The organism is Bifidobacterium hapali, assembly GCF_002259755.1.
Lineage (GTDB): Bacteria > Actinomycetota > Actinomycetes > Actinomycetales > Bifidobacteriaceae > Bifidobacterium > Bifidobacterium hapali.
Map to the genome: position 1 here is coordinate 100,943 of NZ_MWWY01000006.1, position 18,902 is coordinate 119,844.

11 protein-coding genes are annotated in these 18,902 nt (G+C 53.7%); 9 read left to right on the forward strand and 2 right to left on the reverse strand.

Going from position 1 to position 18,902, the window contains the following annotated elements; translation table 11 throughout:
- Window positions 1–11 precede the first annotated feature (11 nt).
- From BHAP_RS02105 to BHAP_RS02125, 5 genes are all read left to right on the forward strand, one after another.
- The gene (locus BHAP_RS02105; RefSeq protein ID WP_094729158.1) at window positions 12–830 is read left to right on the forward strand and encodes a DUF4191 domain-containing protein; all 819 of its coding nucleotides are present in this window, start codon (window positions 12–14) and stop codon (window positions 828–830) included.
- Between the two features lie 284 nt (window positions 831–1,114).
- Entirely contained in the window at window positions 1,115–2,551 is a 1,437-nt protein-coding gene (gene glnA / locus BHAP_RS02110; protein ID WP_094729159.1) for a type I glutamate--ammonia ligase, read from the forward strand.
- A gap of 634 nt (window positions 2,552–3,185) precedes the next feature.
- Window positions 3,186–3,704, forward strand: coding sequence for a hypothetical protein (locus tag BHAP_RS11815; RefSeq protein ID WP_244569252.1), 519 nt, complete (start codon window positions 3,186–3,188; stop codon window positions 3,702–3,704).
- A gap of 61 nt (window positions 3,705–3,765) precedes the next feature.
- Window positions 3,766–4,080 (forward strand): DUF6199 family natural product biosynthesis protein, encoded by a 315-nt coding sequence (locus BHAP_RS02120; RefSeq protein WP_094729161.1) that lies wholly within the window; start codon window positions 3,766–3,768, stop codon window positions 4,078–4,080.
- Between the two features lie 60 nt (window positions 4,081–4,140).
- Window positions 4,141–5,271: an Mrp/NBP35 family ATP-binding protein gene (locus tag BHAP_RS02125; RefSeq protein ID WP_094729162.1), complete on the forward strand. Its 1,131-nt coding sequence runs from the start codon at window positions 4,141–4,143 to the stop codon at window positions 5,269–5,271.
- Window positions 5,272–5,435: 164 nt separating this feature from the next.
- On the opposite strand, the gene ligA is transcribed toward BHAP_RS02125, so the two are convergent.
- Window positions 5,436–8,102 (reverse strand): NAD-dependent DNA ligase LigA, encoded by a 2,667-nt coding sequence (gene ligA, locus BHAP_RS02130; RefSeq protein WP_094729163.1) that lies wholly within the window; start codon window positions 8,100–8,102, stop codon window positions 5,436–5,438.
- Window positions 8,103–8,183: 81 nt separating this feature from the next.
- Window positions 8,184–11,879 (reverse strand): tetratricopeptide repeat protein, encoded by a 3,696-nt coding sequence (locus BHAP_RS02135; RefSeq protein ID WP_094729164.1) that lies wholly within the window; start codon window positions 11,877–11,879, stop codon window positions 8,184–8,186.
- A gap of 116 nt (window positions 11,880–11,995) precedes the next feature.
- Between BHAP_RS02135 and BHAP_RS02140 the strand changes: the two genes are divergently transcribed.
- The 4 genes from BHAP_RS02140 to BHAP_RS02155 all read left to right on the forward strand — a co-directional run.
- The gene (locus tag BHAP_RS02140) at window positions 11,996–14,221 is read left to right on the forward strand and encodes a hypothetical protein (RefSeq protein WP_094729179.1); all 2,226 of its coding nucleotides are present in this window, start codon (window positions 11,996–11,998) and stop codon (window positions 14,219–14,221) included.
- Window positions 14,222–14,414: 193 nt separating this feature from the next.
- The gene (locus BHAP_RS02145) at window positions 14,415–16,163 is read left to right on the forward strand and encodes an aryl-sulfate sulfotransferase (RefSeq protein WP_094729165.1); all 1,749 of its coding nucleotides are present in this window, start codon (window positions 14,415–14,417) and stop codon (window positions 16,161–16,163) included.
- Window positions 16,164–16,195: 32 nt separating this feature from the next.
- Window positions 16,196–17,017, forward strand: a complete 822-nt coding sequence (locus BHAP_RS02150) for an ATP-binding cassette domain-containing protein (RefSeq protein ID WP_094729166.1) — start codon at window positions 16,196–16,198, stop codon at window positions 17,015–17,017.
- A 351-nt stretch (window positions 17,018–17,368) separates the two neighbouring features.
- Window positions 17,369–18,902: FIVAR domain-containing protein (locus BHAP_RS02155; RefSeq protein ID WP_143248707.1), on the forward strand; the 1,534-nt coding region annotated here is incomplete at its 3' end.

Below are 18,902 nucleotides of genomic sequence, written 5' to 3' on the forward strand. Positions count from 1 at the left end.
TGAGGAATTACATGGCTGAACAGGACGGGAAGGCAAAGAAGAAAAACGGCTTCTTCTCGCGAATTTCCACGACCGTCAATCAGATCAAGCAGATCTACAAGTACACGGCCGCCGAAGATAAGCAGCTACCGTGGATGATCGCCGGCGCTGTTGCCGCACCGATTATCGTGTTTATTATTCTGGGCATCGTATTCCATTGGTCAGTGTTCACATGGATTCTGCTCATGATCACCGCGATCATGCTCGCCATGTTGCTCGCGACAATGGTCCTCACCAATCGAGCCGATAAAGTCGGCTACGCTAAGCTCGAAGGGCGCCCGGGCGCGGCTGTGAGCGTGCTGAAAAACATTAACAAAGCTGGATTCAACTTCCCTGAGCAGCCGGCGTGGATTGATCCGAAGACCCGCGATATGATCTGGCGCGGTACGGGATACAACGGTATTTATCTACTTGGCGAAGGCGATTACAAGCGTGTCGAGCGCGCGATGCATCGTCAGGAGCAAAGTATTAAGGGCGTTACCGCTGGCTCTCAGATTCCGATCTACCGCATTTACGTGGGCACTGGAGAACATCAGACGCGACTCAAGGATCTGCGTAAGACTGTTGTCAAGCAAAAGGCGTACCGCCCGAAGTCTCAGCCGACCGGATGGTGGGACACGATGTGGTACAAGATCAAGCCGACTGTGCGGTTTATTTTAACCAAGGACGAGCTGGAAACGCTCAATAAACGTCTCGATACGCTGCAAACAAAGGCTGGATACGGTATTCCTAAGGGCATTGACCCGACTAAGCCTCAGCGTATGAGCCGTCGTGCCATGCGCGGTAGGTGATTGGTAACGCAACTCGTTGCAAGGGCCTTTCGACAGCATGTCATGTGCATGCATGTCGAAAGGCCCTTGTTGTATCTCACCATCGAGTCTCACCAAGCGAACATTATCGCCAGTATCGCTACTATCGCTCGTAACACGACAATCGCATCATTATGCGGCAATCCAGCCGTTGACATCATACATGTCGCCGTCCCGAAACATTCTCGTAACCGAAACTGCGAGCGCGCGAAACGCACGTTCCTAGACTGTAAGCCTGTAAGTAACTTCATGAAAGGAGCGGTCCCGTGACCGAACTCAAGTCCAAGGAAGACGCCGAGGCCCTGATCAACAAGGAAGGCATCGAATACGTCTCCGTACGTTTCACTGATCTGATCGGTGTTCAGCAGCACTTCACGGTTCCGGCGAGCGAGTTCATCAAGGATGCGTTCACCGAGGGCATGCCGTTCGACGGTTCCTCCGTGCAGGGCTTCCAGGCCATCAACGAGTCTGATATGAAGCTGGTGCCGGATATCACCACCGCATTCGTTGACCCGTTCCGCAAGCACAAGACTCTCGACGTGGCGTTCTCCATCGTCGACCCGCTGACCGACGAGCCATACTCTCGCGATCCTCGTCAGGTTGCCGGCAAGGCCGAAGCCTACCTGAAGTCCACCGGCATCGCCGACACCGCATCTTTCGCTCCGGAAGCTGAATTCTTCATCTTTGACAAGGTTCGTTTCGAGAACTCCATGCAGCGCTCCTTCTACGAGGTCGACTCGGTTGAAGCGCCGTGGAACTCCGGCCTTGACACCGAAGAAGACGGCACGCCGAACATCGGCTTCAAGAACCGTGTCAAGCGCGGCTACTTCCCGGTTCCGCCGATCGATCACACGCAGGATCTGCGCGACGACATGGTTGCCAACCTGCAGAAGGTCGGCCTGATCCTCGAGCGTTCTCACCACGAGGTCGCTGGCGCTGGTCAGCAGGAGATCAACTACCGCTTCAACTCCCTGCAGCACGCAGGTGACGACCTGATGAAGTACAAGTACGTCGTTCACGAGACCGCTGCTCTCGCTGGCAAGGCTGCGACCTTCATGCCGAAGCCGCTCGCTGGCGATAACGGCACTGGCATGCACTGCCACCAGTCCCTGTGGAAGGACGGCAAGCCGCTGTTCTACGATGAGAAGAACTACGGTGGTCTGTCCGACATCGCCCGCTGGTACATCGGCGGTCTGATCAAGCACTCTTCCTCCGTGCTCGCCTTCACCAACCCGTCGCTGAACTCTTACCACCGTCTGGTCCCGGGCTTTGAGGCTCCGGTCAACCTCGTGTACTCGGCTCGTAACCGTTCGGCCGCTATCCGTATTCCGCTGGCTGGTACTTCACCGGCTGCTAAGCGTATCGAGTTCCGCGCTCCGGACCCGTCCTGCAACCCGTTCCTTGCGTTCTCTGCTCAGCTCATGGCTGGCCTCGACGGTATCCTCAACCACATCGAACCGCCGGAACCGGTCGACAAGGACCTCTACGAGCTTCCTCCGGAAGAGCACGCTGGCATCAAGCAGGTGCCGAGCTCGCTGGCCGAAGCTATGGACGCTCTGGAAGCTGATCACGACTTCCTGACCGCTGGTGACGTGTTTACCGATGATCTGATCGAGACGTGGATCGACCTCAAGCGCGGTGAAATCGATCAGGCTCGACTGTCGCCGACCCCGCTCGAGTATGAGCTGTATTTCCACATCTGATATTTATTAGGTGGGTAAATGCCCTTGGCCTGTTTGGCAGGTCAAGGGCATTTTTGTGTGTGGTGTGTGCGCAGCGAATGGTTCTCAATAAGAAAAGTGTGAGCTTGACATTATGTCAATCGAACATGAGCAACCCAAAACCCTTGAAAATATTATGGTCGGCAAATGTGCGATTGTTAGAAAATGTGCGAATGGCTCACACTTTTCTTATTGAGAACCATTCGCTGCACACCAGAACAAGAAAGGGGTTGTGGATAACTCAACCGTTCGACCACATACCCCATTTTTGTCCACCTTTCCCGCGCGAATGCTTTATAGTCTCGCCATGAGTTCATTTACACACCAACAAATCATCGCCAACCGGCGAGAAGAGCGGCAACGCTGCAACGATGCGGCCGCACGTACCAACGCGCCACTTCGCATAGGCTATATTAACGCATTGCGATATTGGGGCGCACCCGTGCCACAACATTGCGCACTCAGCCTTGATTCCATTCATGCATGTGTACCAAAACCTAATATACGCAAACGCGTACAAGGCGTCATTTTTCACACATTTAGCGGTAAAGAGGATTATCGCAAGCAAGATTATGAACGCTTCTGGGTTTGTGCGCCCGCGATGGCGTGGGCTCAAATGGCACGGCACGCCACTATCGAAGACCTCGCGATTATCGGTGCAGCATTGATGCGACGGGACCGACGCGATAAAGTAGCAACAAAAACAGACCTAGAGCGTTATATTGACGATAGCCCGCGTTTTGCCGGACGCGCTGCATGCCTTGCAGCACTCCCCTACATTCGCGAAGACACGGATTCGCCTCCTGAAACGGTGCTGCTCATGTTGCTCACCAAAAGCGGACTAGGATGTCCCACACCTAATTACCGGGTCGAAGTCGACGGTGGATATCGTCTACTCGATCTTGCTTACCCAGATTGCAATGTCGGATTCGACTATCAAGGTGCATATCATGCCGATCCTGCGCAGATGCGCGCTGATGCGGCACGGTTCAATCAGCTGCACCATCAACGATGGACGATCATGCAAGTTACCGCTGACGACTTGCGCACAGATGAAAGCCGACAGCGACTATTAAGCATGATTATTGACGTTGTCACCCGTCAACGTCATCTCGCCGCGCTTCGCATGCTGTGACAGCGAAAATAACCAATACCGACCTTATAATATAAGGTAGTTGCGTTTCAAGGAGGAAACCATGCTGGCGTTAGAGATTGTAATCCTCATATCCCTCATATGCGTGGGAATTCTCTCACTCATAGCGCCCGAAGCGATATGGCAGATCCAGCATTATCTAGACACTGAAGGCGGCAGACCAACACGATTTTTCCTCATCCAGCAGCGCATTACTGGCGCAATCCTTATCGTCGCAGCAGTTGCAGCCATCATTATGTTGATCGTCGCACCCGACGAAAAACACATTTACGTTCCCAATGACGACGAAATCTGTATATGCACCGGTAATGACAACAGCAACTGCTCCTGCACCTCGTCAAACGATGAGACGTCGTAATGTCCTCTGGCATGCCGCGCGATCGCACGCTAGGCTGGTACGCGGCAATAAGGAGGATATATGACAGCAGACAGCGCAAATGCACGGCATATCGAAGCAGCCATTTACGACCGGCTCAGTCGCGTGATTGACCCTGAACTCGGACGATCGGTTACCGATCTCGGCATGATTGCAGCGATCAATGCGGTAGCGCGCACCGCTGACGAGCAACAGCCAGTCTACGATGTAACCGTGCAGGTTGAGCTGACAGTGCCCGGCTGTCCACTGAGTGAAACTATTACCAACCAGATCAATGGTGCGGTCACATCCTATCCAGATGCAACACTCACCCCGCATATTGAAGTCACGTCGATGAGTCACGACAAACTCGCCGACCTCGTCGCCGACCTCAAAGCGGAACGCAAGCAGAATCCATTTAATAAGCCAGGTATTAAGACTCGTATTTTCGCAATCGCCTCAGGCAAGGGCGGCGTTGGTAAATCGTCGGTTACTGCAAATCTTGCGGCTACGTTCGCAGCGCTTGGCTATGATACGGCGGCGATTGACGCGGATATTTATGGATTTTCATTGCCGAGATTGTTTGGCGTGCATACCCAGCCGACGAATCTCAATGGTATGCTTATGCCGGTGACTGCATGGGGCGTCAAACTTATTTCGATCGGCATGTTCGCGGGTGCAGACCGGGCGATTTTATGGCGTGGACCGCGTTTGCAGCGTTCACTTGAGCAATTTTTATCAGACGTGTGGTGGGGAGAGCCGGATGTGTTGCTCCTTGATTTGGCACCCGGCACCGGTGATATGGCTATTTCCGTGGCGCAAGCATTGCCGAACGCTGAGCTCATAGTGGTGACAACACCGCAGCCGAGCGCTTCCGACGTGGCTGTACGATCGGGACTGGTTGCGTTGCAAGTACCGATGAAAGTGCGCGGCGTGGTGGAAAACATGAGCTGGTATGAGCATAAGGGCGAGAAGCTGCGCATTTTTGGCGAAGGCGGCGGCCAACGCGTGGCTGATCAGTTGACTGATGCGCTCGGTTATGATGTGCCGTTGATGACGCAATTGCCACTTGACCCTGATTTGCGCGAGATTGGCGAGGCAGGGCGCCCGGCGGTGCTTGACAAGGATGGTGCGCTGCGGTCGGATGGCATAGGCGCTGCATTTAGGGGGCTTGCGAAGAGTTTGATGAGCTGACTTGTGTGCAGCGAATCGTTCTCAATAAGAAAAGTGTGAGCCAAACGCACATTTTCAAACAATCAAACATTTGCAGAACTCAATGTTTGCAACAGTTCTAAGCCGCTCATGTTCGATTGACATTGCGTCAGGTTCACACTTTTCTTATTGAGAACGATTCGCTGTTACTTGCCAGTTTCCAACAACACCTTAAATCGCTCTTCATCAATCATGGGGATGCCCAGCTCCTCAGCCTTAGCTGCCTTGGAACCGGCATTAGCCCCAACAACAACCCAATCGGTATGTTTACTCACTGATCCGGCAGCCTTGCCACCACGCTCAATAATGGCTTCTTTGGCGGAATCCCTAGAAAAACCCTCTAAAGAGCCAGTCACGACCACAGTCTTACCAGCCAAAGTCTGAGGCAGGCTGCTCACTTCAGCCTTGCCAACGCCCACGCCAGCACGCTTCCATGCGTCAAGCACCGCACCACGCCAATTGCCCGGCTCACGCGCCTGTGCAAACCAACTCGTCACCGATTCGGCGATTTCCAACCCTATGCCGTCAATAGCAGACAGCTCTTCAACACTTGCCTGTTCAAGCCGGTCCAGCGAGCCAAAGGTCGACGCAATCAAACGCGCAGTAGGCGGGCCAAGTCGGCGAATCGACAGAGCAACAAGCACACGCCATAAGTCAACATGACGAGCCTTGTCCATTTCGTCAAACATTTTGCGCGTATTCTCAGCAGGCCGGATAATAATCGGCACATCACTCGTCACACCATTGCGCGTGACTTTGTGTTCGACACGTACTACGACTGCGTCAGCCGGCACATCATAGTCAGGGTATGTCCCATGTCCAGACCGCCCGGCCACCTGCTTGGCCGTGAGCTTTTTCGCCGCTGTAGGCGCAGTCCAGAACGCAGGCACCTGATGCCATAGTCCAGACCCTCCAATACGCCGGCGAACTTTGCGGCGCTTGCCATCATCACCAACCGTCTCATGGACTTCAATAATCGCAGCCTCACGCCACACACGCACGTCACGCAGATCGGCGGCCGTCAAAGCAAATAAACCAGCTTCACTGGAAAGTACTGGCGTTTGCACCGGTGGCAATTCCAATCCCGACACCGGCTCATAGGGCTCCGGCTCCTCGCCGGGAGCGACGATAATTTCCGTTACTCCCGGCGCATAAGTCGCAACTGAATCAGGACGATTCTCCTCCGGATTAGTCAAAGCGATGGCTGACTGATCGCCGAGATGCTCAATATCAAACGCTTTGCGCGAAGCAAGATTAATAATGCGTTCAGTCAGCTGAGCCGGGCAACTTTCCACATTCGGGCAGCGGATATCTTTGTCGCCTTCTTTAGCTGGAGCGAGCTTGGCTCCACACGACGGGCAGGTCGACGGCATAACAAACTCGCGCAGCGCGGATTCACGCCCGCGACGACGTTCCAGAACCGGACCGACCAGCTCAGGAATCACATCACCAGCCTTGCGCACCACAACCGTGTCACCGATAAGCACACCCTTACGCTTAACCTCAGACGGATTATGCAATGTCGTACGTGCCACCGTCGAGCCGGCAACATACACCGGTTTTAACACTGCAACCGGCGTCACACGACCCGTTCGACCGACTTGCACAGTAATGTCGAGCAGTTCGGTATTCACTTCTTCAGGCGGATACTTGTAGGCGATCGCCCAACGAGGCGCACGCGAAGTCGCACCCAAAGAACGCTGCAGCCCAAGATCATCAACTTTGACGACAATGCCGTCGAGTGCATGTTCAATATCGCCGCGATGCTCGCCATAATAGTCGATCATCTCAAGAATCTCGTCAAAAGACGAAACACGACGATTATGCGGCGAAACCGGTATTCCCCACTTGGTATACAGGTCATACGCTTCAGACTGATCGTTAACCACATCATGCGATCCAGCCGCACGCCCCGCACCCCAACGCAATGTGCCAATACCGTGCGCGTAAAAGCTCAAACGACGAGTCGCCGTAATACGTGGGTCTTTTTGACGCAATGAACCCGCGGCAGCATTGCGCGGATTCGCAAATGGCGTACGCCCGGCATCCTCCTGCTCAACGTTTAGCGCGCGGAAGTCATCCCATCGCATAAATACTTCGCCTCGAATCTCCACAAACTCTGGTATATCCTCAGCAGGACCGCCTAAATTCGCCGGAATTGAGCCAATCGTACGCACGTTAAGCGTAATATCTTCACCAGTAACGCCATCGCCGCGCGTTAAGCCCTGTTCGAGCACGCCATTGCGGTAAATCAGGTTCAACGCAAGACCGTCAATTTTGACTTCGCAACTCATCGGCAATGGCTTAGACTCAGGCCAGTCAAGATCGCGACGCACACCGTCATACCAGTCACGCAACTCTTCGATCGAAAACACGTCGTCGAGACTCATCATGCGCGAAGGATGGCGAACCGACGCAAAATCATTCGAGAACGTACCACCGACACGATGCGTAGGCGATTGCGGCGAGTCAAGAGACGGGAATTGAGCTTCAAGACGTGTCAGGCAACGCAACCGCGCATCATACGCAGCATCGGAAGAAACAGGCGAGTCGTCAATATAGTATGCGATCTGATCTGACTCAACCCACGCGGCAACACGCGCCCATAGCCGCGCAGCCGCTTCGGAGCTCATGGACGACACGTCAAGCCGGTCGAGCCGCATCGCATCCTCATCCGTAGGCTGCAATGCGGCAATCCACGGCTCACTACCCGGCGCAAACCGGTTGATTCCCGTGTTGTCAACCACAGCAGGTTCAGCACCTGAACCGTTATCCGGCGTATCGAAATCCCATGCCAATTGTTCGTTCGTCATAGTTATTCCTTATATCGGTGCCCACTGACGAGCACCATACACCAGCCGCACCCAGCCGCAGCCAGCCAGACGCAGCACAGGTCAGGCGTTGAGCGAGCGCAAGAACTGTGCTTGAATCACGTCAATACCGTCAGCATCATCGTCAGCCATGCGCGCCCACGCTACCGACAGTGTGCGTGCCGGTACGAACATGCCTTCGTCAACGCTTACGCGAGCTGCATCGCGGATAATATCGCCAACTTCTGTGCGCGGCCATACTGGCAGATCATGCGCGGCGAGCACAGCCGCAGCTGCCTCAACTCCGTCTGGTACTGGTACGCATTGAGAGTCTGCGCGTGCGACGAGTTCGCGTAATTCACCTTCTAGCGCGTTGATTTGGCCGGGACTGATATGGTCGCTCATGATATAGGCGGCTGTGGCGGTGGCGAACTGGTCGCGCATCCATTCGCAGTATGCAAACCGGTAGTAGGCGTATGCTGCATCGCCACGGTCGAGTGCCACGCGCAACGCGTTCAAGCATGCGGCACGCGCTGAATCCCAGTCTTCAAGACGCGCGAGTTGCACGGCGAGTCTGAGATGTGACAGCGGATACGCCGGCGCGTAGGAAACCATTGCGTTGAGATGTGGCAATGCTGCTTTCGCACCTTTAATTTGGGCGAGAATGTCAGCGATTTCCATGTGTGCGTAGAACAAGTTGTCCGGAATGAGCACGGTTTGCTCGCCGGGAGTTGCGAACAAACGGTTATAGACAACACGTTCTGCATATGAGTTGAAGTATCGCGGCACGCCGGGATTGTTGGCGTACATGAGGTCAAGACGTTCAACTTCAGCTTCGACGGTTTCCAGCGCACGATCGATTTGACCGGAGAACAGTAGATCGTGTGCTTTGGAACGTTCTCGATCAAGCCCAGCGCTTAGCTGGAAATCAATATCGGGCGTATCACGACCGTCGATGAGTGCGCTCGTGACTTGCGGTGCGAGACTACTCAACTCGGGGTCGCCGATTCGGTCGATGAGTCGCATGGCACGCTGTGCTTTTTCTACCGATGGCATATGCTCGTCAGCGGCCAAGTGATGGAATTCTGTCACACCGCGTTGCAGTAAATCTGCACGTTGAATCGATAGTCCTGTCGCGTCATTGGTGCCGAAGACGCGAGCAGCCTGCGGGTCGAATGTGACATCGGACAGTTCCGGCTCTTCTTGAGCACCGCTCGGCGCGAACCGCTTGTCTCGCAAGTCAAATCCCGACGGTGTAGGTGTCAGTCCCCCATCCTCATCAAGCTGCAGTGACGCATCGAATTGACGATACGTGTCGAGCGGATGCTGCAACCCATCTTCATAAAGGCGAGACAACAGTCGGTCGCGTTCAAACGTAACCGTGACCATCGTGCGCACAGTTGGATTAGTGTGTAATGCATCGTGCAACGGGTCGGAAGTATCACTGTCACTGTCTGACTGACTGTCTGACTGAGCCTCGGTGTCAAGTCCATTGGACACGCCGAACAGATCAGTTAAGTCAGGGAATCCATCTGTGCCCTGATCGTCACTATCGTCAGCAGTATTGTCACCCGGCGTGCTGAATGCGACCTCATCGAAGTCCATACCGCGCATGAGATCTTCAAATTGATCGTCGACGCTCTGCTTATCGGCGTTGTTAGTATCTGATGTTGACCGCGTATCACCAGTATGATCGTCGCTGACTGTATGTGCACTGTCAGTTTCCTCAGCTGACTGAGACTGCTGCTGAGCCTGCGACTGTCCGCTGCCGCGCGAGTCAGTATCATGCGGTTCTTCGACACTGTGTGGCAAGCTCAATGATGGATCGCCGTGGAAGTCGCCGTCTTTCGGGTCGGCTTTAGAACCGCCGAATCGTACATCGCCAAGTCGTGCACGTTCAAATTTGCGTAATACTTGCCCGACCATGCCGGAAATTGCAGAATCCTGTTCTGCAACAGCTTCTTCGAGACCGATTGAATCAATATGAAGCGATACGCGACGAATATGATCGTCTGCGCCAAACAGCAGCATGGCCATCATGAGTCCCACGCGCAGATTGTATGCAGTGCTCATTGCCGCACGATCATGCTCATTCAATGACGTCCACATATGTTCGGTTTCGTCGTATCGACTGGTCGGCATCATGGACGGGCCCGATGTGGTGAAGCCGATCGCAGCCTCACCAGTGGCGAGATTGGAACGGAATTCAACATCGAAACGGAACGGCAAACGCAGTCGACGCAGTAGTGTCGACACGGTTTGGCGATACAGCCATTCGGATGATGTCGCGTGTCTGCCGAGTGGATCAGCGTGCTGCTCAGCCAGTCGCTGTGCCAGTGCACGCGCTTCGTCAGCTAAGCGCAATACGGCGTGACGGCCATCAGCCTCATGCTCGTGTGCTGGCTTATGCTTACGTCGAGTATCGCCAGCACCGGATGCGCTGCCGTTACCGCTCACGTTCACGCTACCCGTGCCGGTTTCCTCAGCGTTGCCAAGACCCGGCACAACATCCGTCTCGTTGAGCACGCCTACGCCGGCAGGTGACGGAAACGCTTGGTCAGGCTGCAATGCGCCGAGCGCTGGATCTTCAAGCAACATCCAGTCAATCTGTGCCGCTTCAGCGCGCGTTACTGTGTCTTCGGTCGGCGTAAGCCCAAGTCGCGCGTTGCGTTCAAGCCATGCGCTCACGTTCGAGAACCGGTTGAGGTTACCTTCAATACGCAATGCCTGCAAAATAGCAGGAAATTGCAATTCCGCGTTCCATGTAAGGAAGTAGCCGCCAGAATACGACGACGTGTATAAATGCAACGGTTCTGCGCCATGCACCGCATCCAAACCAGTAGCCGGGTCAAGCGCGCCTGCTTCATGCATAAGGTCGGAGAAATGATCTTCAAGACCAGACGCGCGCATACCGTGAGCACGCGCATCAAGCGTATCGCGCAAGCAGCGACGAATCGCACCAATGGGCGCTTCACGGTTGAGTCGGCGGAAAATATTGCCGGCCCCGAATCCGATCAACAGACCATTCATCGACGGCAAAAAGTACGTGGCAAAAAACGCAATGGTAATCGCATCACGGTATTCGAGATCGTAACGCATCGAACCGGGCAAGTCCGCACGCATTTGTTCGAGCGTATACCGATTGCCTGTTTTCAACCATGATGCCAGCCAGCTCATGCGACCGGCATCATCTCGGCCGACAATACCGCCTTGCACACACGTCACCATGTGCGCACCGCTGCCACGACGACCTGCACCGGAACCGGCACCGGCCGCAACACCAGCACCAGCTCCGCCCGGAGTCAGCCGATGCCCAAACCGCGGACCATCCGGCAAGCGCACCTGCCCTTCTTTACCGAAAATAAATCGCGCCTGCATATTGTACGTATCCATTGCCGGATCATCTCCAGCAAACACACGGCCTTTATCATCCGCGATCGCGATCTGAGCGAAATGATCATTGTCACTAAACGCACCCAGCGACAGTACAGACCCTTGCCGCCCCGGTAGCTGTGCCCAGCCGAATCGCAATGTTTCGTCCTGTTTCCAAGTCAGGCCGTCAAATATGTGACGTTTAACAAGAGGTCCGAGTACGACTGCATGATCAGCCAGCCCGTCAGGCATACCTTTGCCTGCGTCTGAGGTGTGTGAAGCAGCGAACGGCGCAACAAACGGCACGGTGCCGCCGCCGGAGACGGCACCGCCCAGCGAGCGCACCAGCCTGCCGATCGCGGCCGGCACGCCGCGGCCATGACTGTGGTGTGGTGTGCGTTGAAACATGTCCAATATTCTTCCAATCCAGCCCGACATGACGTTGATCATGAAGCCGATAGAATAATGGAGTGTCTTCATCTCACCGTTACCCGATTCGCCGCTACCCGGTTCGCCGTCGTACGATGCTTGTCGCCTGCGTGGCGATGATGCTGATTGCTGCGCTCGAATGTTTTGCGTTTAATCTGCCGTTTTGGACGACGCTGTCTGCCAGCACCGATACGTCAACTGCAACAAACACGCTTGGTCCCGGTTTGGAACGTACCGATAATGGCATGTTACGTGTTAACGATCCAACGTCCGCGTGGCTTGAGGTTCATGCGGATGGCTCGTCTCCATACGCGCGCGTCGACATTGCGAAAGGTGCGATGCAGCTTGTCAAGTCTCAGTCACTGGTGAGCAAAGCCAAGCCAGCAGTAGTGTTTCACTTGCGGCTCGACGCGCAAGGCCAGCAGGGGCGCGCGCAGTCAATGTCATTGTGGTCGCCGCGATCGCTTTACTTGCGCACTGGGGGCGTCTCGGGCACAATTCGCGCGTGGGTGCAAGAGCCGAAGGGTACATTGATTGCGATTGAAGATATGCGTGCGAACGTGCGTGTGCCATTTCAGTGGAGTTGGACGCGCGTGGTGGTGCTTGCAGCGGCAGTGCTGGTGTTGTTAGCGTGGCGTCCGGGTTCGCGTTTGTGGCGTACGCCGCTCGATTTAGCTGATCGTCGCCAACGTGTCGCGTTATCAGCGGTGCTTGTTGCGGCCGCGATCCCAACGTTGAGTAGTGTGATCTGGCAGATTGCTACGTCTGGACCGTTGCTGTTTCACAATGAGAATGGTTACACGTATGACTATGACCAGTATGCACATGTGGCGGATGCGCTGCTGCATGGTCACGCATGGCTTGATCTAAAAGTACCTAGCGAGTTGGCGTCTGCAACTGACCCGCACAGTATTGTGACGCGCGATCAATTAATGGCTGCCGGTGTGAAGCCAATCTATTGGGATTACGCCTACTATGAAGGACATTGGTATTCATATTTTGGCGTAGTGCCCGCAATACTACTGTTTATGCCATATCAAGCAGTGACCACATGGTTGTTTGGCGGTAATGGTCGTATGTTGCCGACTGGTGCGGCTGATCTGCTGCTCATGTTTGGTTTTCTTGTGTTTGCCTGCCTGATGATGGTGCGACTCGTGCATCGGTTTGCACCGCGCGCTTCAGTAGCGGCTACGTCAATGGCCGTAGCATTGTTTATTTTGGGTTCCAACGCTTGTTATTTGTGGTTTCGGACGAATTTTTATTCGGTGCCGATTGCTGCGTCAATGATGTTCACTTGCTTGGGATTGTGGCTGTGGCTTGGCGCAATACAACCGCAGCCGACTGAGGCTGTATCTGCGAGCGAGTCTGCCGATACTCGTCGACACGCAAGTCTGTGGTCAGTTGACGGTGCTCCCCCATTGTCGTTACCTCATTTGGCTAGCGGCGCCTTGTGTATTGCATTGAATTTTGGTTGCCGGCCAACGTTCTCACTGGCTGCCCTACTGGCTATTCCTCTGTTTTGGCCGAACATCAAGGCTTTGGTCGCGGGCATTCGAACTCGTCATATTCACCTTGGTCATGCGTTAGTTGCTCCGTTGACGATTATGGTGCCCGCGTTGATCGCCGTCATACCGTTGATGGCGTATAACAAGGCGCGGTTTGGCAGTCTACTGGATTTTGGTAGTGCGTATCAGATGACTGTTACTGATATGACAAACTTTCGGCTACCAGCGGCTGATGTCGCGTATATGATCGCCTACTATTTGTTCCTACCGTTGCGTTTTACGGGAGCATTCCCATACCTATCGATTCAACCGACGCCGTTGCCTGAGTGGGGGTTCACGGAAGCAATGGTCGGCGGCTTATTAGTTACGTGCCCGCTGATGTTGCTCGCGTTTGTGTTGCCACGGTTACGACGGCGCATGACTGGACCGTATTGGGCGACGCTGATGAGTGCGCTCGTACTGGGTTTGCTGCTGGTAGTGGTCGATGTGATTGAAGGCGGACTCGGCTGGCGATATATGTGTGATTTTGGATGGTTGATTGCGCTCGCTTCGATGCCTATGCTGCTGCGATTGTTAGAAGGGCAAGCTGTGTTCAGTCCGTGGGTGGCGGATGAGAACATGGACGAGTCGCCGTTTATTCGTACGTCGATCTGGCGGCATGGGCTGAGACTGTTGGTATTACTCGTGATGATTGCGATGATCATGGTAGCGATTCTGTCGTGTTTTGTGCCCGGTCGTGATGATTCGCTCGATCATAACAATCCCGGATTCTTCTACGATATTCGCTCATGGTTCACCCTACTCGGCTTCAACTGACACAGCCAGCCGCCTAGCACAGCTCCCCTGACAAGGGAAGCCGCAATTACAACACACCGCAACCGGCTCCCAGCGAATCTGCAGCTATGCTGCGTCATGTTTTCAGGCCATCGCACGCTCGTATACAGTTGAGCGTCATACTTATGGACGATAGCGAACTAGCCCATCATCTGCTATCGGGAGCAGCCATCACATGAAGCCGTCGATCACATTCACGTCATCCGCACGCACCAACATCATCCGCGCTTTTGCCGCAACTGCCGCCACGATCATCACCGTCGCACTCTGTTTATTCACGCAAGATAACGTTGGTGCGACGATCAAACAGAATCGTATCGAACGACTTAACGCGCAAATCGAAAACGTGTACACAACCGGCTATCAGCAGATGGCCGACGACAAACTCACACAACAGCGCGACGCCGAATATCACGATGTGAACAATATTTTCGTCGCAGACAATCCGTACGGAACAAACACAACTTCGCTATATGTCTACTTCAATTCACGGTACGAAACCAAAATAATATATACGATTTCAGCAACCGGCTACCCAGTTTTTACGGCCACTGCAAATCAAGGCACGGAGTACACGACCGAGCACGAATTTCTCGTGCTCGGGCTCATTCCTAACGTGGAAAACACCATCACGTTCAATCTTATTGACGAAGGTGGCTTGCGTACCACGTACTCGATCACACATGCCGGTCCATCGCTACTCGGTACTGAAGCGGTACGTCTCGAACAAACTGGTGGCAGTCTCGACACGACTGCAGCTGCAAACAGCATCACCGCCAGCACTACTGCGGGCAGTACGGCAACCACCACATCGGTCACGCTCACACAACAACTCGGCAACGGTTTATACGCGATTCTCGGCAACGACAGTGACGAGCAAGATTTCATGACCTACTATGACATTTACGGCGTGCTGCGGGGCGAAATCCCCGTGAAATATTACCGTTCGCACCGCCTGTTGTTCGATGACAACGGGCTCATGTGGTTCTCCGCGTCCACGCACACGATGGTTGGTATGAACCGACTTGGCAAACTGGAGAAAATCTACGATCTTGGTGACAACTACATTCTCCACCATGATTACGAGCTCGATGCAGACGGCAATATTGTGCTGCTCGCCACTGACCTAAGCCGATCCGATCACGCAGTCCAAGACCAAGTTGTCAAGCTCGATACTGACACCGGTAAGACTACGCCGCTGCTTGATTTTGGTGAACTGCTCGCCGATTACAAATCCACTACCGATCATTCCGGTATTGACGAATCTGACCCAACCGCTACCAATCGTTGGGATTGGTTGCATTGCAATACCATCCAATTACTCGACGACGGTTCCGCGATCTTCTCCGCGCGCGAAACCTCTACGATTATCAAAGTCAATGATCTCGAAGGTACGCCCACGCTCGCGTACATGATCGGCGAATCTTCCGTATGGGACGGAACGCCGTATGTCGACGCGTTGCTCACCAAATCTGGCGATTTTTCTGACACTGGTGGTCAGCATTCGGTCACGCTGGTGGAAGATGACAGTCTTGCTAACGGTCAGTATTACCTGTATATGTTCGACAATAATTTCGGCTACGCGATGACTCGCCCCGACTACGATTGGACAATAATCGATGGCATAAGTACTGCAAGTTCGGCGTTCGACACCAACTCACATTCGCAATATCGCAAATATCTGGTTGATGAGCGCGCTGGCACGTATAGCGAAGTTGCGTCGTTTGACGTGCCGTATTCGCCGTATGTGAGCTCGGCGCAAGAGTTAAGCAATGGTAACGTACTCATTGACTCGGGTATGCAAGGACTGTTTGGCACGTATAGTGCGGATGGAACACTGCTCGCACAGTATCAGATTGCGCTCAACACAAGCTACGTGTATCGCGTCTATCAGTACTCGTTCAAAGGGTTCTACTTCGCGTAACGATTCGCACACTCGTACTAGACTGGTGAGTTATGGGATTGTTTGATCTGTTTGGGGGACGCCACCAGCCGGCCGCTCGACCAACGTCGGTAACGTTTACGTTGGATAACGTTGGGCATCGATATGAGGATAACGGGGTTGGTTTACTGCCTACTTCGTTGACGATAGGTCCGGATACGCGGCGTGTGGCAGTGATTGGGTTGAACGGATCGGGTAAGACGACGCTGCTCAAGTTGCTGGATGGGGCGATTACGGCGAGCGTTGGCACTGTGGCGGTTACGGTCGGATTCGGCAGCGGCGTGGATGACGAAGTGTTGAATCCTGCTGTTAAACGCGATTTGAAACGTATTGAAGATTTGATTGGTCGTGTGCGGCGCGAGGAGATTCCGAACAGTTATTATCAGGCGAAAGATATTCGAGAGGCAATTGATCAGCCGCTCAAAAAACATAAGGTGCCTGAGTCGGAACGGCAGCAAATTATTGGCGACCTGTTTTCTCATTTTGATTTGACGAGCGTTGCCCGTCAGCCGGCCAGTGCGCTTGACAGTGAGAAACGGCATTTGCTGGCGATCGCTTCAGCGTTGAGCTTCTCCCCTGCTGCGATTGTAGCGGATGAGCCCACTAAGGGACTTGATGAGATTGGTTCAGCGCATGTGGCGCGTGCACTGTTCAGTTATGACAAGCAAGTGATTTTTGCCACGCATGATATCGATCTTATTCAACGGCCAGAGTATGCGATCGACCGCGTGCTCGTATTGAACGAACACGAACTCGTCTTCGACGGCACCCCCGCAGATGCAGCCACCTTCTACAACAACCTCATTCGTCAACAATACGAAGCCTCCAAGCGCTAATCACGCTTGTGTGGGCATAGACTGTCTATATAAGACGGTGTTTTGTGGGTATGGACTGTTCATCTACCACAATGTGGGCATAGACTGTTCACGAAAAGGGTTTATTAGGCTTTTTCATGAACAGTCTATGCCCACACTCCCATGTTTAGGTGCTGTGCGAACCGACTGGCGAGCCACGATAGGGCAGCTCATCCTGCAATTAAGGGTTCAACCTCCGATTAGAGCCAACCACACTAACCCCGCGTCACACCCTCATAAACGTTCCGATGAGCCAAGTCTGCGGGGGGGGGGGTAGCGTTTGAGTGGAGCGAGATCATATGGTCTCGTGTAAGCCCAACGAAGGAAGAAACTATGAAGCGAATAAGGAAAATCGCAGCAGTGTTGATCGCTGCATGCACCTTGTTCAGCGGTGCCAGCATGGCAGTTGCCGATCAAGCTGCGCCATCCAACACTGATCAGCAGGTAACACCCACCGCCACTGGCCAAGACGTGCCCGGCGGTTACGATGTGTCTGTCAGCAATGTCAAAGTGTCCGATATTGGAGCACATACGGCGAACGTATCATTCAACTGGAGCCTTGGCACTATTCCAGTTGACGCCGTCAAAAATGTGTGCTTCATGGCATACGTGTCTCGAATCACAGACGTCACAAGAATTAAAGAATTTGGCAACACGGATTTTGGAGGCCATGGCAGGTGGGCTCTTGATGTAGCTTGTGAAGGCGGTATTGCGGATGATCAGCTTACCCAAGCTGACTATAACAATATCTATGGGCTCAAGAATAACCAAGATATGTTGACTGATAGTAACGGCGTAGTGTACGCGAAAGCCTCATATCAGTCTTTCACACGTTACAACAACGATTCGTGGAACGGCAAGACCAGTGGCACGTTCAACCTGCCAATTATTGGTCTTGAACCCGGAACAGCATACGGCAGCAACACTTATATAGGAGCAACTGCCGGAGATGTGATAAGCCTTGCTTACAACTCACCGCTTGGGGTTCGTACGCCGGTAAACAATAATAATCGTCAGTTCTACGTAGGACTAGTCGTAGACCTTAAGGATGGTTACACCGTCTTCGATGACATGGATCATGTTCCTTTCGATATCAGCGCGAGCGAAGTTACTGATTTGACGACGACTGCTGAACCCGCGTCCAAGCCGACTTCTCCGGATTTGACTGAGCAGAATAAGGGTAGTGTCACTGTTCCTGATAACACGGTGAAGGCTGGTAGTGTTGCGCGTATTTACGTGAACAAGCTTGCTCAAGAGTGTGCTGCCAAGGTTGATGCGGGTGAGGATTGCTTCTGGTATTCATACATTTACAGTAACCCAGTACGCTTGACCGGTCCAGACGGCTCCCCGTATGTGACAATCAAGAAGGATAAGAACGGTAAGTATTATTACGATGCGTTCATCCCAGCCAACTATTCAGGCTCTCATAAGATCGCATTGCAGGATGAAAAGGGCAATATTCAAGGCTGGACTGACGTAACCGTCGGAGAGCAAACCCCAACACCAACCCCGACACCTGCTGACAAGACTGCGTTGAACAAGGCGATTACTGCCGCGAGCAAGCTCGTGAAAACGGATTACACGCAAGCATCATGGGCACCGTTCGCGAAGGCACTTGAAGCAGCGAAGACGGTCGCCGGTAAGGCTGACGTCAAGCAGGCTGAGGTCGATGCCGCAGCTAAGGCGCTTGTGAACGCTCAGGCTGCGTTGAAGAAGGCTGAGAAGACGCCAAGCAAGGATGAGTCGGGTAATAAGGCTGATACTGATACGACGAAGCCTGACACGGATAAGAAGCCGGAGCAGAAGCCTGCGAAGACTGATACGAAGAAGCAGACACTACCTAAGGGTGGTGCCAGCATCATCGCAG